Origin of the sequence: Agromyces sp. MMS24-JH15 (assembly GCF_043518605.1) — a bacterium.
Classification (GTDB): Bacteria; Actinomycetota; Actinomycetes; order Actinomycetales; family Microbacteriaceae; genus Agromyces.
The window spans coordinates 234117-254558 of record NZ_CP171358.1; the positions used below are offsets into that span (position 1 = coordinate 234117).

General features: G+C 70.5%; 27 protein-coding genes. 1 reads left to right on the forward strand and 26 read right to left on the reverse strand.

Features of this window, described 5'->3' with window-relative positions; translation table 11 throughout:
- Nucleotides 1-6: 6 nt before the first annotated feature.
- The 3 genes from alr to glmS are packed head-to-tail and all read right to left on the reverse strand — an operon-like array spanning nucleotide 7 to nucleotide 3447.
- The gene (gene alr, locus ACDF64_RS01085; protein WP_394552945.1) at nucleotides 7-1134 is read right to left on the reverse strand and encodes an alanine racemase; all 1128 of its coding nucleotides are present in this window, start codon (nucleotides 1132-1134) and stop codon (nucleotides 7-9) included.
- The gene (locus ACDF64_RS01090; RefSeq protein ID WP_394552946.1) at nucleotides 1131-1541 is read right to left on the reverse strand and encodes a holo-ACP synthase; all 411 of its coding nucleotides are present in this window, start codon (nucleotides 1539-1541) and stop codon (nucleotides 1131-1133) included. Before ACDF64_RS01090 ends, alr begins: the two co-directional genes overlap by 4 nt.
- Nucleotides 1542-1596: 55 nt before the next feature.
- Nucleotides 1597-3447 (reverse strand): glutamine--fructose-6-phosphate transaminase (isomerizing), encoded by a 1851-nt coding sequence (gene glmS / locus ACDF64_RS01095; protein ID WP_394552947.1) that lies wholly within the window; start codon nucleotides 3445-3447, stop codon nucleotides 1597-1599.
- Nucleotides 3448-3558: 111 nt separating this feature from the next.
- Between glmS and coaA the strand changes: the two genes are divergently transcribed.
- Nucleotides 3559-4512 (forward strand): type I pantothenate kinase, encoded by a 954-nt coding sequence (coaA, locus tag ACDF64_RS01100; protein ID WP_394552948.1) that lies wholly within the window; start codon nucleotides 3559-3561, stop codon nucleotides 4510-4512.
- Nucleotides 4513-4581: 69 nt separating this feature from the next.
- On the opposite strand, the gene glmM is transcribed toward coaA, so the two are convergent.
- The 23 genes from glmM to rplN form a co-directional block, all read right to left on the reverse strand.
- Nucleotides 4582-5943 (reverse strand): phosphoglucosamine mutase, encoded by a 1362-nt coding sequence (gene glmM, locus ACDF64_RS01105; protein ID WP_394552949.1) that lies wholly within the window; start codon nucleotides 5941-5943, stop codon nucleotides 4582-4584.
- A 15-nt stretch (nucleotides 5944-5958) separates the two neighbouring features.
- Nucleotides 5959-6444 carry a 30S ribosomal protein S9 gene (gene rpsI, locus ACDF64_RS01110; protein WP_394552950.1) on the reverse strand — a complete coding sequence of 162 codons (486 nt, stop codon included), beginning with the start codon at nucleotides 6442-6444 and terminating at the stop codon, nucleotides 5959-5961.
- Nucleotides 6445-6479: 35 nt separating this feature from the next.
- Nucleotides 6480-6926, reverse strand: a complete 447-nt coding sequence (gene rplM / locus ACDF64_RS01115; protein ID WP_394552951.1) for a 50S ribosomal protein L13 — start codon at nucleotides 6924-6926, stop codon at nucleotides 6480-6482.
- 138 nt (nucleotides 6927-7064) lie between these two features.
- Nucleotides 7065-8021: a tRNA pseudouridine(38-40) synthase TruA gene (gene truA, locus ACDF64_RS01120; protein ID WP_394552952.1), complete on the reverse strand. Its 957-nt coding sequence runs from the start codon at nucleotides 8019-8021 to the stop codon at nucleotides 7065-7067.
- A 109-nt stretch (nucleotides 8022-8130) separates the two neighbouring features.
- On the reverse strand, nucleotides 8131-8664 hold the full coding sequence (rplQ, locus tag ACDF64_RS01125; RefSeq protein ID WP_394552953.1) for a 50S ribosomal protein L17: 534 nt from the start codon (nucleotides 8662-8664) through the stop codon (nucleotides 8131-8133).
- 40 nt (nucleotides 8665-8704) lie between these two features.
- Nucleotides 8705-9691: a DNA-directed RNA polymerase subunit alpha gene (locus ACDF64_RS01130; RefSeq protein ID WP_394552954.1), complete on the reverse strand. Its 987-nt coding sequence runs from the start codon at nucleotides 9689-9691 to the stop codon at nucleotides 8705-8707.
- 177 nt (nucleotides 9692-9868) lie between these two features.
- Nucleotides 9869-10267, reverse strand: coding sequence for a 30S ribosomal protein S11 (gene rpsK / locus ACDF64_RS01135; protein WP_156999966.1), 399 nt, complete (start codon nucleotides 10265-10267; stop codon nucleotides 9869-9871).
- Nucleotides 10268-10299: 32 nt separating this feature from the next.
- Entirely contained in the window at nucleotides 10300-10680 is a 381-nt protein-coding gene (rpsM, locus tag ACDF64_RS01140) for a 30S ribosomal protein S13 (RefSeq protein ID WP_142139073.1), read from the reverse strand.
- 216 nt (nucleotides 10681-10896) lie between these two features.
- The gene (rpmJ, locus tag ACDF64_RS01145; protein ID WP_092668570.1) at nucleotides 10897-11010 is read right to left on the reverse strand and encodes a 50S ribosomal protein L36; all 114 of its coding nucleotides are present in this window, start codon (nucleotides 11008-11010) and stop codon (nucleotides 10897-10899) included.
- A 72-nt stretch (nucleotides 11011-11082) separates the two neighbouring features.
- The gene (gene infA / locus ACDF64_RS01150; RefSeq protein WP_011186713.1) at nucleotides 11083-11304 is read right to left on the reverse strand and encodes a translation initiation factor IF-1; all 222 of its coding nucleotides are present in this window, start codon (nucleotides 11302-11304) and stop codon (nucleotides 11083-11085) included.
- Nucleotides 11305-11448: 144 nt separating this feature from the next.
- Complete coding sequence (gene ptsP, locus ACDF64_RS01155) at nucleotides 11449-13116, reverse strand: phosphoenolpyruvate--protein phosphotransferase (protein WP_394552955.1); 1668 nt, start codon at nucleotides 13114-13116, stop codon at nucleotides 11449-11451.
- A 124-nt stretch (nucleotides 13117-13240) separates the two neighbouring features.
- Nucleotides 13241-14068 carry a type I methionyl aminopeptidase gene (map, locus tag ACDF64_RS01160; RefSeq protein WP_394552956.1) on the reverse strand — a complete coding sequence of 276 codons (828 nt, stop codon included), beginning with the start codon at nucleotides 14066-14068 and terminating at the stop codon, nucleotides 13241-13243.
- Between the two features lie 5 nt (nucleotides 14069-14073).
- Nucleotides 14074-14703 carry an adenylate kinase gene (locus ACDF64_RS01165; RefSeq protein WP_394552957.1) on the reverse strand — a complete coding sequence of 210 codons (630 nt, stop codon included), beginning with the start codon at nucleotides 14701-14703 and terminating at the stop codon, nucleotides 14074-14076.
- On the reverse strand, nucleotides 14700-16022 hold the full coding sequence (gene secY / locus ACDF64_RS01170; protein WP_394552958.1) for a preprotein translocase subunit SecY: 1323 nt from the start codon (nucleotides 16020-16022) through the stop codon (nucleotides 14700-14702). The genes ACDF64_RS01165 and secY overlap by 4 nt, the downstream gene beginning before the upstream one ends.
- Before the next feature lie 139 nt (nucleotides 16023-16161).
- On the reverse strand, nucleotides 16162-16767 hold the full coding sequence (rplO, locus tag ACDF64_RS01175) for a 50S ribosomal protein L15 (protein WP_394552959.1): 606 nt from the start codon (nucleotides 16765-16767) through the stop codon (nucleotides 16162-16164).
- Nucleotides 16767-16952, reverse strand: coding sequence for a 50S ribosomal protein L30 (gene rpmD, locus ACDF64_RS01180; protein ID WP_394552960.1), 186 nt, complete (start codon nucleotides 16950-16952; stop codon nucleotides 16767-16769). The genes rplO and rpmD overlap by 1 nt, the downstream gene beginning before the upstream one ends.
- On the reverse strand, nucleotides 16952-17620 hold the full coding sequence (gene rpsE, locus ACDF64_RS01185; RefSeq protein WP_394552961.1) for a 30S ribosomal protein S5: 669 nt from the start codon (nucleotides 17618-17620) through the stop codon (nucleotides 16952-16954). Before rpsE ends, rpmD begins: the two co-directional genes overlap by 1 nt.
- Before the next feature lie 26 nt (nucleotides 17621-17646).
- On the reverse strand, nucleotides 17647-18006 hold the full coding sequence (rplR, locus tag ACDF64_RS01190; RefSeq protein WP_394552962.1) for a 50S ribosomal protein L18: 360 nt from the start codon (nucleotides 18004-18006) through the stop codon (nucleotides 17647-17649).
- A gap of 2 nt (nucleotides 18007-18008) precedes the next feature.
- Nucleotides 18009-18545, reverse strand: coding sequence for a 50S ribosomal protein L6 (gene rplF, locus ACDF64_RS01195; protein WP_394552963.1), 537 nt, complete (start codon nucleotides 18543-18545; stop codon nucleotides 18009-18011).
- A gap of 4 nt (nucleotides 18546-18549) precedes the next feature.
- The gene (rpsH, locus tag ACDF64_RS01200; protein ID WP_394552964.1) at nucleotides 18550-18948 is read right to left on the reverse strand and encodes a 30S ribosomal protein S8; all 399 of its coding nucleotides are present in this window, start codon (nucleotides 18946-18948) and stop codon (nucleotides 18550-18552) included.
- Nucleotides 18949-19097: 149 nt separating this feature from the next.
- Entirely contained in the window at nucleotides 19098-19691 is a 594-nt protein-coding gene (rplE, locus tag ACDF64_RS01205; RefSeq protein ID WP_394552965.1) for a 50S ribosomal protein L5, read from the reverse strand.
- On the reverse strand, nucleotides 19691-20050 hold the full coding sequence (gene rplX / locus ACDF64_RS01210) for a 50S ribosomal protein L24 (protein WP_394552966.1): 360 nt from the start codon (nucleotides 20048-20050) through the stop codon (nucleotides 19691-19693). The genes rplE and rplX overlap by 1 nt, the downstream gene beginning before the upstream one ends.
- A gap of 2 nt (nucleotides 20051-20052) precedes the next feature.
- Complete coding sequence (gene rplN, locus ACDF64_RS01215) at nucleotides 20053-20421, reverse strand: 50S ribosomal protein L14 (RefSeq protein WP_394552967.1); 369 nt, start codon at nucleotides 20419-20421, stop codon at nucleotides 20053-20055.
- Between the last annotated feature and the right edge of the window lie 21 nt (nucleotides 20422-20442).

A 20442-nucleotide genomic window follows, 5' to 3' on the forward strand; every position in this document is an offset into this window, starting at 1 on the left:
TGCGCCTCACGCCCCGCCCTCCACGTAGGTCCGGCGCACGCGCGGACCGATCCGCGTCACGATCTCGTACCCGATGGTGCCGGCCGCATCGGCCCAGTCGTCGGCCGACGGCGCGCCGGTCGCCGGGTCGCCGAACAGGACGACCTCGTCGCCGACCTCGACGCCGTCGTCGCCGACGTCGACGAGGAACTGGTCCATCGCGATGCGCCCGACGACGGGGCGGCGGCGCCCGCGGAGCAGCACCTCGGCGCGCCCCGACGCCTGCCGGGGCACGCCGTCGGCATACCCGAGGGGCACGAGGGCGAGCGTGGTCGGCCGGTCGGCACGCCACGCGTAGTCGTACGAGGCGCCGGCGCCGGCCTCCACCCGTCGGACCGCCGCGACGCGCCCGCGCAGGGTCATGACGGGCGCGAGCCCGAGCTCGGCGGCCGTCGTGCCGTCGCAGAACGGCGGGATGCCGTAGATGCCGATGCCGAGGCGCACGAGGTCGTGGCGCGCGTCGGGCAGGTTCCACGCGGCGGCCGTCGAGGCGGCGTGCCGGAGTTCCGGGCGCACGCCGGCTGCGCGGAGCAGCTCGACGGCGCGGTCGAACGCCCGGAGCTGGTCGGCGTCGTCCTCGGGCGAGGCGTTCGCGAGGTGCGTGAAGACGCCGCGCACGCGGACCAGGCCCGCGCCTTCGAGCCGGGCGGCGGCGGCCGCGGCGGCCGGCCAGTCCGCCGGTGCGACCCCGTTGCGGCTCAGGCCCGTGTCGGCCTTCAGGTGCACGTGCGGGGTGCGGCCCCCGGCGGCGCCCGCCGCGGCGATCGCCTCGAGCTGGGCGACCGAGGATGCCCCGAGGTCGACGTCCGCCGCGATCGCGGGCGCGAAGTCCGCGTCCGGGGCGTGGAGCCACGCGAGCACGGGTGCGTCGATGCCGGCGGCGCGGAGCGCGAGCGCCTCGTCGACGTCGGCGACACCGAGCCAGGATGCCCCGCCCGCGAGCGCGGCGCGCGCGACCGGCACGGCGCCGTGTCCGTACGCGTCGGCCTTCACGACCGCCATCGCGCGCGCCGGCGACACGCGCGCGACCAGCGCGGCGAGGTTCGCGTGCAGCGCGCCGAGGTCGACGACGGCCTCGCGGAATCCCGCGGTCATCGGTCCGGATCCCCCGGCTCGGCACCCGCGGCGGGCGCCCGGCCCGGATCCGCGCCGGTCGACTCGAGCACGACGAAGGCGCTCGCGATGCCCGCGTCGTGGCTCATCGACAGGTGCACGCGGTCGACGCCGATCTCGGCGAGGTGCGCCGCCACCGGCCCGGTGAGCGCGAAGTCGGGGTTGCCGAGCTCGTCCTGCACGACCCGCATGTCGTGCCAATTGATGCCGATCCGGCCGCCGAGCGCCTTGATCAGCGACTCCTTGGCCGCGAACCGCGCAGCGAGCGACCGCGCGGGCCGGCCGCGTTCGCTCTCGGCGAACAGGCGCTCGACGAGACCCGGCGTCCGCTCGAGCGTCCGCTCGAACCGGGCGATGTCGACGACGTCGATCCCGATGCCCGCGATCATCCGACCGTCCCTCCTCGACCGGGCCTTCCGGCCGCGCCGATCCGTCCCTCCGTGCCTACTCGACCGTGACCGACTTCGCGAGGTTGCGCGGCTGGTCCACGTCGAGGCCCTTCGCCTCGGACAGCTCCATCGCGAACACCTGCAGCGGCACGACCGCGAGCAACGGCTCGAACAGCGGACCGGCGAGCGGGATCCGGATCACCTCGTCGGCGAACGGCAGCACCGCGGCGTCGCCCGCCTCGGCGATCGCGATCACGCGCGCGCCGCGCGCACGGATCTCCTGGATGTTCGAGACGACCTTCGCGTGCAGCGTCGCCGAGCCGCGCGGGCTCGGCACGATGACGAAGACCGGCTGGCCGTGGTCGATCAGCGCGATCGGCCCGTGCTTCAGCTCGCCCGCCGCGAAGCCCTCGGCGTGGATGTACGCGAGCTCCTTCAGCTTCAGCGCGCCCTCGAGCGCGATGGGGTAGCCGACGTGACGGCCGAGGAAGAGCACCGAGCGGGTGTCGGCCATCCAGTGCGCGAGCTGCGCGACCTTGCCGGCCTCCTCGAGCACCTCGCCGAGCTTCGCCGGGATCGCCTGCAGCTCCTCGAGGTTCGCGGCGAGCGCGGCCTCGTCGAGCGTGCCGCGCACGCGCGCGAGGTGCAGGCCGAACAGGTACAGCGCGGTGATCTGGGCGACGAACGCCTTCGTCGAGGCGACCGCCACCTCGGGGCCGGCGTGCGTGTAGACGACCGCGTCGGACTCGCGCGGGATGGTCGCCCCCTGCGTGTTGCAGACCGAGATCGTGCGGGCGCCCTGCTCGCGGGCGTACTTCACCGCCATCAGGGTGTCCATCGTCTCGCCGGACTGGCTGATCGAGACGATGAGCACGTCGTCGCCGAGCACCGGCTCGCGGTAGCGGAACTCGTGGCTGAGCTCGACCTCGACCGGCACGCGCGCCCACTGCTCGATCGCGTACTTGGCGACCTGGCCCGCGTACGACGCCGTGCCGCACGCGATCACGATGATGCGCCGGATGTCCCGGAGCGCCTCGTCGCTGAAGTCCGCGAGCTCGGGGATGACGACGCGTCCGTCCAGGACCCGGCCGCGGATCGTGTTCGCCACGGCGTCGGGCTGCTCGGACACCTCCTTGCGCATGAACGACGACCAGCCGCCCTTCTCGGCCGCCGACGCGTCCCATTCGACCTCGAACGGCTCGACCTCGACCGGCTGCCCGGCGAAGTCGGTCACGGTCACGCCCGCGGCGGTGATCGCCACGATCTGGTCCTGCCCGATCGCCACCGCGCGCTTCGTGTACTCGACGAAGGCCGCGACGTCGGATCCGAGGAAGTTCTCCCCGTCGCCGAGGCCGATCACGAGCGGCGAGTTCCGGCGTGCGCCGACCACGAGACCGGGCTCGTCGCGGTGCACCGCGAGGAGCGTGAACGCGCCCTCGAGCCGGTTCACGGTGCGCTGGAAGGCCTCGACGAGGCCGCCGCCGTTGCGGACCTCGCGCCCGAGGAGCACGGCGGCGACCTCGGTGTCGGTCTCGCTCGCGAACTCGTAGCCCTCGGCTGCGAGCTCGGCCTTCAGCTCGGAGAAGTTCTCGATGATGCCGTTGTGGATGACCGCGAGGCGCCCCTCGTCCGCGAGGTGCGGGTGCGCGTTGCGGTCGGTCGGGCCGCCGTGCGTGGCCCAGCGCGTGTGGCCGATGCCGGTGCCGCCCGGCTGCAGCGGATTCGCCTCGAGCTCGTCCGCGAGCACCTGCAGCCGACCTGCTCGCTTGGCCGTCTCGAGGTCGCCCGCCGTATCGATCACGGCCACGCCCGCGGAGTCGTATCCGCGGTACTCGAGGCGGCGCAGGCCGCCCATCAGGACGTCGATGCTCGAGCGCTCGCCGACGTATCCCACGATTCCACACATGCGCTCGATCCTACCCGCGGCCGACCGGGGCCCCGGCTGCAGGCCCGACGACGGCACCGGCGGGCGGCCCGCCGGACGAGGCATCCGCCCGCTCCGCCCTAGACTGTCGGGGTGCTCGACCCGCGGACGACGTCCCAAGCGGCGCAGATCTCTCCGTTCCTCGACCTCGACCGGGCGGACTGGGCTGCGCTCGCACCGTCGTTGCCGACGCCGCTCACGGAGACCGAGCTCGTCCAGCTCCGCGGCCTCGGCGAACCCCTCGACCTGACCGAGGTCGCCGAGGTCTACCTGCCGCTCTCCCGCCTGCTCAACCTGTACGTCGGCGGCACCAAGGCGCTGCACCGGGTGACGAGCGACTTCCTCCGGGAGCGCAGCGAGTCCACGCCGTTCGTCATCGGCGTGGCCGGGTCGGTCGCGGTCGGCAAGTCGACGATCGCCCGACTGCTCCGCGAGCTCCTGGCGCGCTGGGAGCACACCCCGCGCGTCGAGCTCGTGACCACCGACGGGTTCCTCTTCCCGAACGCGGAACTCGAACGGCGCGGACTCATGAGCCGCAAGGGCTTCCCCGAGTCGTACGACCGACGCGGCCTGCTGCGCTTCGTCAGCGAGGTCAAGGCCGGCGCCTCCGAGGTCGTCGCGCCGTTCTACTCCCACCTCGCGTACGACATCGTGCCCGACGCGCAGATCACGGTGCGCCGGCCCGACGTCCTCATCATCGAGGGCCTCAACGTGCTGCAGCCGCCCGGGCCCGGGCACCGGCTCGCGGTCAGCGACCTGTTCGACTTCACGATCTACGTCGACGCGCGCACGAGCGACATCGCGCGCTGGTACGAGGAGCGGTTCCTGAAGCTCCAGCGCGGCGCCTTCGCCAACCCGAACTCGTACTTCCACCGGTACGCGTCGCTCTCCGAAGAGGATGCGCGCGCCCGCGCGAGCGAGATCTGGCGCTCGATCAACGAGCCGAACCTGCTCCAGAACATCCGGCCGACGCGCTCGCGCGCCTCGCTCGTGCTGCGCAAGGACTCGGACCACACGGTCTCGAGCGTGCTGCTGCGGAAGCTCTGAAACGACGAGGTGGATGTCCCGGCCGGGACATCCACCTCGTCGAATCAGGTGTGCGCGATCAGCGCAGGGTCAGTGCGCGAGCCGCTCGCGCACGACCTCGGCGAGTGCGTGCGCATGGCGGTCGGCCTCGACCTGCTCGGCGGCCTCGACCATGACGCGCACCATCGGCTCGGTGCCGGACGGGCGCAGGAGCACGCGGCCGGTGTCGCCGAGCTCCGCCTCGGCGGCGCGCACCGCGGCGGCGATCTCGACGTCGTCGCCGAGCGCATGGTGGTCGACCCCGCGCACGTTCACGAGCACCTGCGGGTAGACGGTCATCACGCTCGCGAGATCGGCGAGCGAACGGCCGGTCCGGGCGACCTCGGCCGCCAGGTGCAGGCCGGTGAGGACGCCGTCGCCGGTCGTCGCGTACTCGGTCATGATGACGTGCCCGCTCTGCTCGCCGCCGAGGGCGAGGCCGTGCTCGCCGAGCGCCTCGAGCACGTACCGGTCGCCGACCTTCGTCTCGAGCACGCGGACGCCGTGCTCGGCCATCGCGCGCTTCAAGCCGAGGTTCGACATGACCGTGACGACGAGCGTGTCGTCGGTGAGCAGGCCGCGTTCCTTCATCGACACGGCGAGGATCGCCATGATCCGGTCGCCGTCGATGACGTCGCCGTTCGCGTCGACCGCGAGGCAGCGGTCGGCGTCGCCGTCGTGCGCGATGCCGAGGTCCGCGCCGTGCTCCACGACGGCCTGCTGGAGCGGGCCGAGGTGCGTCGAGCCGACGCCGTCGTTGATGTTGATGCCGTCGGGATCGGCGCCGATCACGATCACCTCGGCGCCCGCGTCGCGGAACGTCTCGGGCGACACGCCCGCAGCCGCGCCGTGCGCGCAGTCGAGCACGACCTTCAGGCCCTCGAGGCGGTTCGGCAGCGTGCCGAGGAGGTGGACGACGTAGCGGTCCTCGGCGTCCGCGAACCGGCGGATGCGACCGACGCCGCCGCCGATCGGCGCGAGCTTCTGCTGGCCGAGGTACGACTCGATGCGGTCTTCGACCACGTCGGGCAGCTTGGTGCCGCCGTAGGAGAAGAACTTGATCCCGTTGTCGGGAGCGGGGTTGTGCGACGCCGAGATCATCACGCCGAAGTCCGCCTCGACGTCGTCGATGAGGAAGGCGGTCGCGGGCGTCGGGATCACGCCGGCGTCGAGCACGTCGATGCCGCTCGACGCGAGGCCGGCCGAGACCGCGGCGGTGAGGAATTCGCCCGAGATGCGCGGATCGCGCGCGACGACGGCGACGGGACGCCGGCCCGCCGCGCGGAGCGCGTCCGCATGGCGACCCTGCGTGAGGACGGCGGCAGCCGCCTGGGCGAGGCCCAGGGCCAGGTCAGCCGTGAGTTCACGGTTGGCCAGGCCCCGGACCCCGTCGGTTCCGAAGAGCCGAGGCATCCGGATCTCGTGCGCTTAGCGCTTCGAGAACTGGGGAGCCTTGCGGGCCTTCTTGAGACCGGCCTTCTTGCGCTCGATGACGCGCGCGTCACGGGTGAGGAAGCCGGCCTTCTTGAGGGTCGGACGGTTGTTCTCGCGGTCGATCTCGTTGAGCGCACGCGCGATCGCGAGGCGCAGCGCGCCGGCCTGGCCCGAGGGGCCGCCGCCGGTGATGCGGGCGATCACGTCGTACGAGCCGGTGAGCTCGAGGACGGTGAACGGGTCGGTGATGAGCTGCTGGTGGAGCTTGTTCGGGAAGTAGTCCGAGAACTCGCGGCCGTTCACCTTGATGGTGCCGGCGCCGGGGACGACGCGCACGCGGGCGATGGCCTGCTTGCGGCGGCCGACGGCCGCACCCGAGACGTTGAGGACGGCGCGCGGGGCGGCGGGGGCCGCCGAGGCCGGGGTCTCGGTCGTGTAGCTCTCAGGAGCCTGGTCGATCTGGTCTGCGATCTTCGCCATGTTGGTTTCGAATCCTTTTCGCGTCTTCGCCGGGCTTACTGGGCGACCTGGGTGAGGGTGTACGGCTTGGGCTGCTGAGCCGCGTGCGGGTGCTCCGGGCCGGCGTAGACCTTGAGCTTCTTGAGCTGGGCCCGACCGAGCGAGTTCTTCGGGAGCATGCCGCGGATCGCCTTCTCGACGGCGCGGACGGGGTTCTTCTCGAGGAGCTCGGCGTAGCCGACGGCCTTGAGGCCGCCCGGGTAGCCCGAGTGGCGGTACGCCTTCTTCTGCTCGAGCTTCTGGCCGGTGAGGGCCACCTTCTCGGCGTTGACGATGATCACGAAGTCGCCGGTGTCGACGTGGTTCGCGAAGATCGCCTTGTGCTTGCCGCGCAGGAGCGCGGCCGAGTGGCTGGCGAGACGGCCGAGCACGATGTCGGTCGCGTCGATGACGAGCCAGTCGCGCTGGATCTCGCTCTGCTTCGGGGTGTAAGTGCGCGTCACAGGAGTGCTGCTTTCTGATCGAGTGAGGGGTTCGTGAATCCCGCTCCGGTGGGTGTTCGTTCCGCGATGCGGAGTGAACGCCACGTGTGGAGGGCCCACATCGGGTGCCGACGCAGACGACGGCACCAAAGCAGTAGCTTAGCCGACGACCCCGTCGACGTGCAATTCGCGGCGAGCGCGCGTCTGCAGCGCCCGGCGCTCGAGCTCGTCATCGGGCGGGTAGCCGACCTCGGTGAGCACGAGGCCCTTCGCGGGCATCACCACGAACGCGCTCGTCCGCTCGGCCGCGCGCAGCAACGACTCCGGGTCGGATGCCGCGAGCCGCCCCTCCCCCACCGCGACGCACGCGCCGACGAGCGCGCGCACCATCGAATGGCAGAAGGCGTCCGCCTGGAGCGCCGCCGTGAGCACGCCGTCGCGGCCGCGCGTCCAGCCGTAGGCCTGGAGCGTGCGGATCGTCGTGGCGCCCTCGCGCGGCTTGCAGAACGACGCGAAGTCGTGCAGGCCGAGCAACGACCGCGCCGCGGCATCCATCGCCTCCACGTCGAGGTCGCGCGGATGCCACACCGTCCGCGACCGCTGCAGCGGATCGTGCACGGCACCGGCGTCGGCGACGCGGTACTCGTAGCGCCGCCACACGGCCGAGAAGCGCGCGTCGAAGCCCGCGGGCGCCGGCTCGGCGTGCGTCAGCACGACGTCCGAGGCGCGTGCGCCGAGGATCCCGTTCACGCGCTTGCGGAGGACCGTCATCGGATCGCCCGGCTGCTGGGGACGGCCCGCGTCGTGCGACGCACCGGATGCCCCGCGCTTCGGGCGCGTGACGTCCGCGAGCGCCGCGGCGGGGACGTCCAGGTGCGCGACCTGCCCGGTGGCGTGTACGCCCGCGTCGGTGCGTCCTGCGACCGTGAGCCTCGGCGCGACGCCCGCGCGGCGGAACAACGTGCCGAGCGCCGCCTCGAGCTCGCCCTGCACCGTGCGAAGGGTCGGCTGCCGGCTCCAGCCGGCGAAGTCGGTGCCGTCGTACGCGATGCCGAGTCGGATCCGCACCGAGTCGGACTGCACGTCGGCTGCCGGGGTCGGGTCCTCGCTCGTCACGCGTCCAGCGTACGCGGGCGGACGTGGACGGACGCGGGCGGACGGGGCATCCGACGCGAACGGGCCCCGACGCGCGATGCGTCGGGGCCCGTTCGAACGGTGCGATGCCTTACTTGGCCTCGACGGCCTCGGTCTCCTCGGCCGGAGCCTCGGCAGCCTCGGTCTCCTCGACCTCGACCTCGGCCTCGACGACCTCGGTCTCCTCGACCGGAGCGGTCTCCTCGACCGGAGCCTCGACCGGAGCGGCCTCGGCGGCCGGCTTGGCGGCGCGCTGCTTCTTCACGACCGGCTCGAGCACGAGCTCGATGACCGCCATGGGCGCGTTGTCGCCCTTGCGGTTGCCGATCTTGGTGATGCGCGTGTAGCCGCCGTCGCGGTCGGCCACCTGCGGCGCGATCTCGGCGAACAGCTTGTGCACGACGGCCTTGTCGCCGATCACTGCGAGCACCCGGCGACGGGCGTGCAGGTCACCGCGCTTGGCGAACGTGATCAGGCGCTCGGCGAGCGGACGAAGGCGCTTGGCCTTGGTCTCGGTCGTCGTGATGCGCTCGTGCGTGTAGAGCGCCGCGGCGAGGTTGGCGAGCAGCAGGCGCTCGTGAGCGGGTCCGCCTCCGAGGCGGGGGCCCTTCGTGGGCTTGGGCATGGTTCAGTGTCTCCAGGTTGTGTTGGGTCCGGCGCTCGGACTAGTTCTCGTCGTCGAAGCCCGTGTAGAAGTGGGCGCCGTCGAAGCCGGGGACCGAGTCCTTCAGCGCGAGGCCCATCTCCGTGAGCTTGTCCTTGACCTCGTCGACCGACTTCTGGCCGAAGTTGCGGATGTTCATCAGCTGCGACTCGCTCAGGGCGACGAGCTCGGACACCGTGTTGATGCCCTCGCGCTTGAGGCAGTTGTAGCTGCGAACCGACAGGTCGAGGTCCTCGATCGGGATCGAGAGCTCGCTCGAGACGAGGGCGTCGACCGGGGCGGGCCCGATCTCGATGCCCTCGGCCGCGGTGTTCAGCTCGCGGGCGAGGCCGAACAGCTCGGTGAGCGTGCGGCCCGCCGACGCGATGGCGTCGCGCGGCGTGATGGCGGGCTTGGACTCGACGTCGACCACGAGGCGGTCGAAGTCGGTGCGCTCGCCCGCACGCGTGGCCTCCACGCGGTACGTGACCTTGAGGACCGGCGAGTAGATCGAGTCGACCGGGATCTGGCCGGCCTCGGAGTACTCGTTGCGGTTCTGGCTGGCCGAGACGTAGCCGCGGCCGCGCTCGATGGTGAGCTCGAGCTCGAACTTCGCCGTGTCGTTGAGCGTGGCGATGACCAGCTCCGGGTTGTGCACCTCGACGCCGGCAGGCGCCGAGATGTCGGCCGCGGTGACCTCACCGGCGCCCTGCTTGCGCAGGTAGGCGGTGATCGGCTCGTCGTGCTCGCTGGAGACGACCAGGTTCTTGATGTTGAGGATGATCTCGGTGACATCCTCCTTGACGCCCGGAACCGTCGAGAACTCGTGGAGCACGCCGTCGATGCGGATGCTCGTCACGGCGGCGCCGGGGATCGACGAGAGGAGGGTGCGACGGAGCGAGTTGCCCAGGGTGTAGCCGAAGCCCGGCTCGAGGGGCTCGATCACGAACCGCGAACGGAACTCCGAGATGTTCTCTTCGGTGAGCGTCGGGCGCTGTGCGATCAGCACTGTTGGATTCCTTTCGGCAGGGTGTCCGCTATATGACACCTCGCGATGCTGAGGATCTTGAGTTGTGAGAGAACGGATGCTCCGGCGATCGAGCAGCGCCCGGCTGGGCCGGACGCGCCGTGGGATCGGATCCCGCGGCGGCGCGGGGCCTGCTCGATCGCCGAGACCGGAGTAGCGCTAGACGCGGCGACGCTTGGGGGGACGGCAGCCGTTGTGCGCCTGGGGCGTCACGTCGTTGATGCTGCCGACCTCGAGGCCCGCGGCCTGAAGCGAGCGGATCGCGGTCTCGCGACCCGAGCCCGGGCCCTTGACGAAGACGTCGACCTTCTTCATGCCGTGCTCCTGCGCCTGGCGCGCAGCCGACTCGGCGGCGAGCTGGGCGGCGAACGGCGTCGACTTGCGCGAGCCCTTGAAGCCGACCCCGCCCGACGAGGCCCAGCTGATCACGGCACCGGTCGTGTCGGTGATGGACACGATGGTGTTGTTGAACGTCGACTTGATGTGGGCCTGGCCCACGGCGATGTTCTTCTTTTCCTTCTTGCGCGGCTTGCGAGTAGCCGCCTTGGATGCTGCCATGTTCGAAATCTCCTAGATCTGGCGACGAGCGGTTACTTGCGGCCGGGCTTCTTCTTGCCGGCGACGGTGCGCTTCGGGCCCTTGCGGGTACGAGCGTTGGTCTTGGTGCGCTGGCCGCGGACCGGGAGACCACGACGGTGGCGGAGGCCCTCGTACGAGCCGATCTCGACCTTGCGGCGGATGTCGGCGGCGACCTCGCGGCGAAGATCGCCCTCGACCTTGTAGGTGCCCTCGATGTGGTCGCGGAGCGCGACGAGCTGGTCGTCGGTGAGGTCCTTGACCCGGATGTCGCCGCTGATGCCGGTGGCCTTCAGCGTCTCGAGCGCGCGGGTACGACCCACGCCGTAGATGTAGGTCAGTGCGATCTCCACGCGCTTCTCGCGCGGGATGTCGACTCCTGCCAGACGTGCCATGTTGGCTTCTCCTGTGAGTGAGTGGAGGTGTGGAGCAACGTCGGTGCCCGGGCCTCCTCCCGAGGTGTCCTCCGCGAACGGATTCTGACGTTGCCGATTTTCAGTTTGCGTCGATGCCTTGCGGGGCATCCTGCGACGAGGTCTCGATGCGGCGCTTCGCGCCTTACTCGACCTTGAGCCTTCGGCTGATGCCGCTTCGCGGCGTCGACCTTCGGCTCAACCCTGGCGCTGCTTGTGGCGCGGGTTCTCGCAGATCACCATGACGCGGCCGTGCCGGCGGATGATCTTGCACTTGTCGCAGATGCGCTTGACGCTGGGGTTGACCTTCACAGTCGTGTTCCTTCAGTTCGCTGCCGTCGTGCCACGCGGGATGCCGCGGGGCCGTTGCTTTCCGTCAGCCGATCACTTGTAGCGATAGACGATGCGACCCCGCGTGAGGTCGTATGGGCTGAGCTCCACGATCACGCGGTCCTCGGGGAGGATGCGGATGTAGTGCTGGCGCATCTTGCCGGAGATGTGGGCGAGCACCTTGTGCCCGTTGGTCAGCTCGACGCGGAACATTGCGTTCGGGAGCGCTTCGATGACCGAGCCCTCGATCTCGATGACACCGTCTTTCTTGGCCATAGCCTCACTATCGCTTGGGTGATGATTGTCGGTCATGCGATGATGTCCGCACCGTTCGTCGCACCCCGGAGGGGCATGGCGAACCAAGGCGCAAGACACCAAACGTCTACTATAGGCGATCTTCGGCCTTCTCGCCAGTCGGGCTCACGCGCCCGCGTGGGCGGCCGCACCGTCGCGCGCGGCCTGCTGCGCCTCGACGGCCCCATCGGCTCCGAGTGCGGCCGTGGCGAGCTGCTTCGCCTGGTCGAGCGTGTAGCGCGCGAGGGAGGCACGGACGTCCGCGAGCGCGGACGGCGCCATCGACAGGCTCGTCGCACCGAGGCCCACGAGCACGACCGCCAGCAGCGGATCCGCGGCGGCCTCGCCGCAGATCCCGACCGGCTTGCCGTGCGCTGCGCCCGCCGCGCCGACGTCCGCGATCAGGCGGAGGACGGCCGGATGCCACGGGCTCTGCAGGTCCGCGACCGTGCCGAGCAGGCGGTCGGCGGCCATCGTGTACTGCGTGAGGTCGTTCGTGCCGATCGACGCGAAGTCGCACGCGGCGAGCACCCGGTCGGCGATGAGCGCCGCCGACGGCGTCTCGACCATCGTGCCGGCGACCCGGATCCCGCTCTCGCGGGCGAGTCCGGTGAAGTAGCGCGTCTCCTCGACGGTCGCGACCATGGGCGCCATCACCCAGAGCTCCGCCTCGGTCTCGGCATCGGCCGCGGCGAGCGCCTCGAGCTGTCCGCGCAGCACGCCCTCGGCCTGTCGGAGGGCGCGGATCCCGCGCAGCCCGAGCGCGGGATTCTCCTCGTGCGCGTCGTTCAGGAAGGCGAGCGGCTTGTCGGCCCCCGCGTCGAGCACGCGGACCACGACCTTCCGACCGGGGAACGCGGCGAGCAGCCGCCGGTACTGCTCCTGCTGCTCCTCGACGTCCGGCGCGACCGCCCGGTCGAGGAAGAGGAACTCCGTGCGGAAGAGGCCCACGCCCTCCGCGCCGAGGCGTACCGCGTCGTCCGCGTCGTCCGCGTTGCCGAGGTTGGCGAGCAGCGGCACCGGCGTCCCGTCTGCGAGGGCGCCGGGCGTGATCGGCGCGGCCGCGAGCGCCGCGCGGTCGGCGATCCGCTGACGGGCCTCGCCGACCTGCACGACCGTGGGGTTCTGCACGACCAGGTCGCGCTCCGCGTCCACGATCACGGTCTCGCCGTCCGCGATCCCGTCGGCGTCCGCCGCCCCGACGATCGCGACGATCGACTTCTCGCGCGCGAGGATCGCCGTGTGGCTCGTCGGTCCCCCGCCGATGGTCACGAGCCCGAGCACCTGGTCGAGGTCCAGGAGCGCGGTGTCGGCGGGAGCGAGGTCGCGCGCGACCAGGACGAACGGATGCCCCGGCGAGGGCACGCCGGGCGCCGCGACGCCGGACAGGTGCGCGACGACGCGCTGGGACACGTCGTCGAGGTCGGCCGCGCGCTCCCCCAGGTACCCGCCCATGCCGGCGAGCAGGTCGCGGAACGCGGCGAACGCCTCGAACACCGCGCGCTCGGCGGTCCGGCCCTGGCCGAGCCGCTGCACGATGTCGGTGATGAGGGTGGGGTCCTCGGCCATCATGGCCTGCGCGTCGAGGACGTCCTTTGCGGCACCGCCGGCGCGGACGCCGCGGTCCGCCAGCTCCACGGCGACGGCGGACAGCGAGGCTCGCGCACGCGCCTCCTCGGCGCCGGGGTCCAGTGCGCTCGCGCGCTCCGACGGTTCCGGCAGCGCGTCCGCCATCCGCACCACCGGGCCGAACGCGACGCGCTCCCCGATGCCCGTGCCGTGGATCTCCCTCACGATGCCCTCCCGCTCGTGCCGAGGTGAGACCGGAGCCCGCCCGTCGACCGCGAGCGGTGCGAGCGGAATCCGTTCCGGTTCCAAACATACCCGGCGGCCGCACGGGCCCCCGGGGAACGCCGGATCAGGGGATCGGGCGCGGCTCGATCCCGAACGGCGCGAGCGCCGCCGCCCCGCCGTCCTCGGCGGTGAGCACCCAGATGCCGTCGGCGTGCACCGCGACGGAGTGCTCGACGTGCGCGGCATCCGCCCCGTCCTCGGTCGTGACGGTCCAGTCGTCGTCCTGCACGAAGGTGTCGATCGATCCGCCGACGATCATCGGCTCGATGGCCACCACCAGGCCGGGCCGCACCTCCGGGCCGCGACGCGAGACGCGGTAGTTGAACACCGGCGGTTCCTCGTGCATCCGGCGCCCGATGCCGTGGCCGACGTAGTCGCGGAGGATCCCGTACGGGCCCTGCGCGGAGACGTACTCCTCGATCGCGGCGCCGACCTCGTTCAGGTGCGACGCGCGCGCGAGCGCCGCGACGCCGACCCAGAGCGAGGACTCCGTGACCCGCGCGAGCTCGGTGCGCGCCGCGACCACGTCGGGCCGGTCGGGGTCCGGCAGCACGACCGTGAACGCCGAGTCGCCGTTCCAGCCCTCGACCTCGGCCCCGCCGTCGACCGAGACGATGTCGCCGGGCGCGAACGGGCGATCACCGGGGATGCCGTGGACCACGTCGGCGTCCACCGACACGCACAGGGTGTGGCGGTAGCCCTCGACGAGCTGGAAGTTCGAGCGGCCGCCGAGCTCGCGGATGACCCGGTCGGCCGCCGCGTCGAGCTCGAGCGGCGTCGCACCGACGCGGAGCAGTCGGCGAGCCTCGGCGAGGGCCGCCGCGGTCGCCTCGCCGGCCCGCACCATGGCGCGGAGCTCGGCGGGCGACTTGTAGATGGAACGGCGGAACACGCCGGTCAGGCGACGGCGCCGTCGGCCACGGCCTCGCACGGCTCGATGCCGCGCGCGGCGAGCGCCTCGAAGATGCGCGCCGTGACCTCGGCGAGCGATCCCACGCCGTCGATCCGCACGACCACGCCCTGGGCGCGGTAGACGTCGAGGATCGGCGCGGTCTCGCGCTCGTAGATCGCGAGCCGGTTCGCGATGACCTCTTCCGTGTCATCCGTGCGCCCCTGCTCGACCGCGCGCCGGCTGATCCGGCTGATCGACTCCTCACGCGGCACGTCGAGCTCGATGACCGCGTCCAGCGACTCGCCGCGCGAGCCGAGGAACGCCTCGAGGTCGTCGACCTGGCCGCGGTTGCGGGGGTAGCCGTCGAGCAGGAAGCCGCAGTCGGCGTCCGGCTCGGCGAGCCGGTCGCGGACGAGCGCGCTGGTCAGCTCGTCGGGCACGAGGTCACCGGCTTCGATGATCGCCTTGACGATCGTCCCGAGCTCGGTGCCGCCCGAGATGTTCGCCCGGAAGATGTCGCCGGTCGAGACCTGCGGCACCCCGAACGCCTCCGCGACGAGCACGCCCTGGGTCCCCTTGCCGGACCCCTGCGGGCCGACGATCAGGAAACGGGCGGAACGTGCGGAATCCGTCATCGGAGAAGCCCTTCGTAGTGTCGCTGCTGGAGCTGCGCGTCGATCTGCTTCACCGTCTCGAGGCCGACGCCGACGATGATCAGGATCGACGTGCCGCCGAACATGAAGTTCTGGTTCGCCCCGACCGCCGCGAACGCGATGAGCGGGATGAGCGCGATGATGCCGAGGTACATCGAACCCGGGAGGGTGATGCGGGTGAGCACGTAGTCCAGGTACTCGGCGGTCGGGCGGCCGGCCCGGATGCCGGGGATGAAGCCGCCGTACTTCTTCATGTTCTCGGCGACCTCGTCCGGGTTGAACGTGATGGCGACGTAGAAGTACGTGAACCCGACGATGAGCAGGAAGTACAGGAGCATGTAGAGCGGGTGGTCGCCCTTGGTCAGGTAGTTCTGGATCCAGACGACCCAGGCCTGCGGCTGCTCGCCGGCGGCCGGCTGGTTGAACTGGGCGATGAGCGCCGGCAGGTACAGCAGCGACGAGGCGAAGATGACCGGCACGACCCCCGCCATGTTGACCTTGATCGGGATGTACGTGTTGTTGCCGCCGTACGTGCGACGCCCGACCATGCGCTTGGCGTACTGGACCGGGATCCGTCGCTGCGACTGCTCGACGAACACGACCGCCAGGACGATCACGAGGCCGATCCCCAGCACGACCGCGAAGGTGTCGAGGCCGCGCGTGGTGGCGATCGCCCAGAGCGAGCCGGGGAAGGTCGCCGCGATCGACGTGAAGATGAGCAGCGACATGCCGTTGCCGATGCCGCGCTCGGTGATGAGCTCGCCCATCCACATGATGAGGCCGGTGCCGGCGGTCATCGTGATGACCATGAGCAGGATCGCGTACCACGAGTCGTTCGTGACGAGCTGCGAGCACTCGGGGGCGCTCGCGCCGCTGAACAGGGCGCCCGAGCGGGCGACCGTGATGAGCGTGGTCGACTGCAGCACGCCGAGGGCGATGGTGAGGTACCGGGTGTACTGCGTGAGCCTCGCCTGGCCCGACTGGCCCTCCTTGTAGAGGGTCTCGAAGTGGGGGATCACGACGCGCAGCAGCTGGATGATGATCGACGCCGTGATGTACGGCATGATGCCCAGCGCGAACACGGAGAGCTGCAGGAGCGCGCCGCCCGAGAAGACGTTGACGAGTTCGTAGAGGCCGGAGGCGCCCTGCGTCGATGCGAGACACGCCTGCACATTCGTGAAGTCCACGAACGGGGCGGGGATGAACGAACCCAGGCGGAACAGGGCGACGATGCCCAGCGTGAATCCGATCTTCCGGCGAAGATCCGGGGTACGGAAGATTCGCCCGATGGCCTTGAACACTCGTCCTCCTGTCGGCTCCAGCAATGGAGTCGTCTTGCTACTCCGTCGTGGAGTCAGTCCTGATGCGGCTCGAGCCTGTCGAGACCCCCGTGAATCATACGCGAGGTCCCGACAGGCTCGAACTCGGCGATCGTCGGTCTTACTTGACCGAGCCGCCCGCGGCGACGATCTTCTGCTCGGCGGAGCCGGAGACCTTGTCGACCGCGACATTGAGCTTGACCTGGATGTCGCCGTTGCCGAGCACCTTGACGCGCTCGTTCTTGCGGACGGCACCCTTGGCCACGAGGTCGGCGACGGTCACGTCGCCACCCTCGGGGTAGAGCTTCGCGAGCTTGTCCAGGTTGACCACCTGGTACTCGACGCGGAACGGGTTCTTGAAGCCGCGGAGCTTCGGCGCACGCATGTGGTACGGAAGCTGGCCACCCTCGAAGCCGGGGCGGACCGTGGTGCGGGCCTTGGAACCCTTGGTGCCGCGACCGGCCGTCTTGCCCTTCGAACCCTCACCGCGTCCGACGCGGGTCTTGTCCTTCTTGGCACCCGGAGCCGGGCGGAGGTGGTGCACCTTCAGCACGGGCTCGCGGACGACGTCGGTCGACGCCTCCTTCTTGGCGGCGGCCTTGGCCGGAGCCTTCTTCGCCGGAGCCTTCTCGGCCGGAGCCTTGTCAGCGGCGGCCTTGGCCGGAGCCTTCTTCGCCGGAGCCTTCTTGGGCTCGACGACCTCGGTCGCCTTCTCGTTCTCTGCCATTAGTCGATCTCCTCAACCTTCACCAGGTGGGCGACCGTCCGCACGTACCCGCGGTTCTGCGCGTTGTCCTCGCGGACGACGGAGTCGCCGATTCGCTTGAGCCCGAGGCTGCGGAGCGTGTCGCGCTGGTACTGCTTCTCGCTCACCTTGGACTTGATCTGGGTCACCTTCAGCTGCTTGGCCATCAGGCACCTGCCTTCGCTGCTGCGGCGGCCTCGGCCGCCTGGGCCTCGGCACGCAGGATGCGGGCGGGCGCGACCTCGTCGTAGTCGAGACCACGACGGGCTGCGACGGCGCGCGGCTCCTCGAGCTGCTTGAGCGCCTCCACCGTGGCGTGCACGATGTTGATGGTGTTCGACGAACCGAGCGACTTGCTCAGGACGTCGTGGATGCCGGCGCACTCGAGCACGGCGCGGACCGGGCCACCGGCGATGACACCGGTACCGGGCGACGCCGGACGCAGGAGGACGACACCGGCGGCCGCCTCACCCTGGACGGGGTGCGGGACGGTCGAACCGACGCGGGGGACGCGGAAGAAGTTCTTCTTCGCCTCCTCGACGCCCTTCGAGATGGCGGTCGGGACCTCGCGGGCCTTGCCGTAGCCGACGCCGACCAGGCCGTTGCCGTCGCCCACGACGACGAGCGCCGTGAAGCTGAAGCGGCGACCGCCCTTGACGACCTTCGAGACGCGGTTGATGGTCACCACGCGCTCGAGGAACTGGCTCTTCTCGGCCTCGCGGGCACCGCGGTCGCGGCCCTGGCCGCGGTCGCGGCCGCCACGGCGGCCCTCGCGCTCGGTGCGAACCGGCTCGCTTGACGCGGCCGTCTCGACGGGTGCCTCTGCGGTGGTCACCTCGGTCTCCTTCACAGTGTTGTCGCTCACAGGCTCAGCCCTGCCTCTCGGGCGCCTTCGGCGATCGCCGCGACGCGGCCGGCGTACTTGTTGCCGCCGCGGTCGAAGACGACCGCCTCGATGCCGGCCTTCTTGGCGCGCTCGGCGACGAGCTCGCCGACCTTGCGTGCCTTGGCGGTCTTGTCACCGTCGAACGCGCGGAGGTCGGCCTCCATGGTCGAGGCGCTGGCCAGGGTGTGGCCCTTGCTGTCGTCGACGACCTGCACGAAGACGTGGCGGGCCGAACGGGTCACGACGAGACGGGGGCGAACCTCCGTGCCGACGATCTTCTTGCGAAGGCGGGTGTGCCGGCGCGAACGCGCAGCCGTCTTGCTCTTCACAGCCATGATTACTTACCTGACTTTCCGGCCTTGCGACGCACGACCTCGCCGGCGTAGCGGATGCCCTTGCCCTTGTAGGGCTCCGGCTTCTTGATCTTGCGGATGTTCGCGGCGGTCTCACCGACGGCCTGCTTCGAGATGCCGGCGACCGTGAGCTTGTTGTTGCCCTCGACCGTGAGCGTGATGCCCTCGGGGGCCTCGACGGTCACGGGGTGCGAGAAGCCGAGCGCGAACTCGATCGAGGTGCCCTTCTGCGCGACACGGTAACCCGTGCCGACGATCTCGAGGCCCTTCGAGTAGCCCTGCGTGACACCGAGGATGTCGTTCGCGATGAGGGTCCGGGTCAGGCCGTGCAGCGAACGCGAGGCGCGCTCGTCGTCGGGCCGGGTGACGATGACCTGGTTCTCCTCGACCTTGACCTCGATGGGGCTCGCGACGGTGAGCGCGAGCTCGCCCTTCGGGCCCTTGACGGAGACGGCCGAGCCGTCGATCTTGACCTCGACACCGGCGGGGATGTCGATGGGGAGTCGTCCGATTCGTGACATGGAACTACCACACGTAGGCGAGGACTTCCCCACCCACGCCCTTCTTCTCGGCCTGGCGGTCGGTGAGCAGACCGCTGGAAGTGGACAGGATCGCGACGCCGAGGCCGCCGAGCACCTTGGGCAGCTCGGTCGACTTCGCGTAGACGCGGAGGCCGGGCTTCGAGACCCGCTTGATACCGGCGATCGAGCGCTCGCGGTTCGGGCCGAACTTGAGCTGCAGCGTGAGGGTCTTGCCGACGCGCGCGTCGGTCACCTCGAAGTCCGCGATGTAGCCCTCCTTCTTCAGGATCTCGGCGATGTGCGCCTTGAGCTTGGAGTTGGGCATCGAGACGGTGTCGTGGTGCGCCGAGTTCGCGTTGCGAAGTCGGGTCAGCATGTCAGCGACCGGGTCGGTCATCGTCATGACGATTGTTTCCTTACGTTCACCAGGTTTCAGGACCCGTTCCACGGGGACTGACCTGTGGTGGTGGCCGAGGCGGATGCCCCGGACCGATGGCCGGGCGGAGCCGGCCGGGCGGATGCCGCGGGCGCTGGGCCCGCGGCATCCGTGGTTCAGTTGGCGGACTCGGCCGACTTGAAGGGGAAGCCGAGCGCCTTGAGGAGCTGGCGACCCTCGTCGTCCGTCTTGGCGGTGGTCACCACGGTGATGTCCATGCCGCGGACGCGGTCGATCTTGTCCTGGTCGATCTCGTGGAACACGCTCTGCTCCGTGAGGCCGAAGGTGTAGTTGCCGTTGCCGTCGAACTGCGCGTCCGAGAGGCCGCGGAAGTCGCGGATTCGGGGCAGCGCGAGCGAGAGCAGGCGGTCGAGGAACTCCCACATCCGGTCGCCGCGCAGCGTGACGTGCGCGCCGATCGGCTGGCCCTCGCGCAGCTTGAACTGCGCGATGGACTTGCGGGCCTTGGTGACCTGCGGCTTCTGGCCGGTGATCTTCGTGAGGTCGGCGATCGCGCCGTCGATGATCTTGCCATCGCGCGCGGCCTCGCCGACGCCCATGTTGACGACGATCTTCACGAGACCCGGCACCTGGTGCGGGTTCGAGTACGAGTTCGCCTCGGTGAGCGCCGCGGCGATCTCGGCCTTGTACTTCTGCTTGAGGCGCGGCTGGATCTTGCCAGCCGGCGCAGCAGTCGTGGTGTCGGTCATCAGAGGTCCTTACCTGACTTCTTGGCGTAACGAACGCGGACGGTCGTGGTCGCGCCGTCCTTCGTCACGGTCTCCTCGCGGAAGCCGACGCGGGTCGGCTTCTTGGTCTCGGGGTCCACGAGCGCCACGTTCGAGACGTGGATCGGTGCCTCGTGGGTCTCGATGCCGCCGGTCTTCGTGCCGCGCTGGGTCTGGCCGACGCGCACGTGCTTCGTGACGTAGTTCACGCCCTCGACGACGACGCGGTCCTCGGCCGTGATGACCTCGATGACGCGACCCTGCTTGCCGCGGTCTCCGCCGCGAGCCTGGCTCTTGCCCGAGATGACCTGGACCAGGTCGCCCTTCTTGATGTTCGCCATTCTCAGATCACCTCAGGTGCCAGCGAGACGATCTTCATGAACTTCTTGTCGCGGAGCTCCCGGCCGACCGGCCCGAAGATGCGGGTGCCACGAGGGTCACCGTCGTTCTTGAGGATCACCGCGGCGTTCTCGTCGAACTTGATGTAGGAGCCGTCGGGACGACGGGTCTCCTTCCGGGTGCGGACGATGACGGCCTTGACCACATCGCCCTTCTTCACGTTGCCGCCGGGGATCGCGTCCTTGACCGTGGCGACGATGACGTCGCCGAGGCCGGCGTAGCGGCGCTGGGAACCGCCGAGCACGCGGATGGTGAGGAGTTCCTTCGCACCCGTGTTGTCGGCGACCTTGAGCCGGGATTCCTGCTGAATCACTTCAGTCTCCTTCTGGAAGCA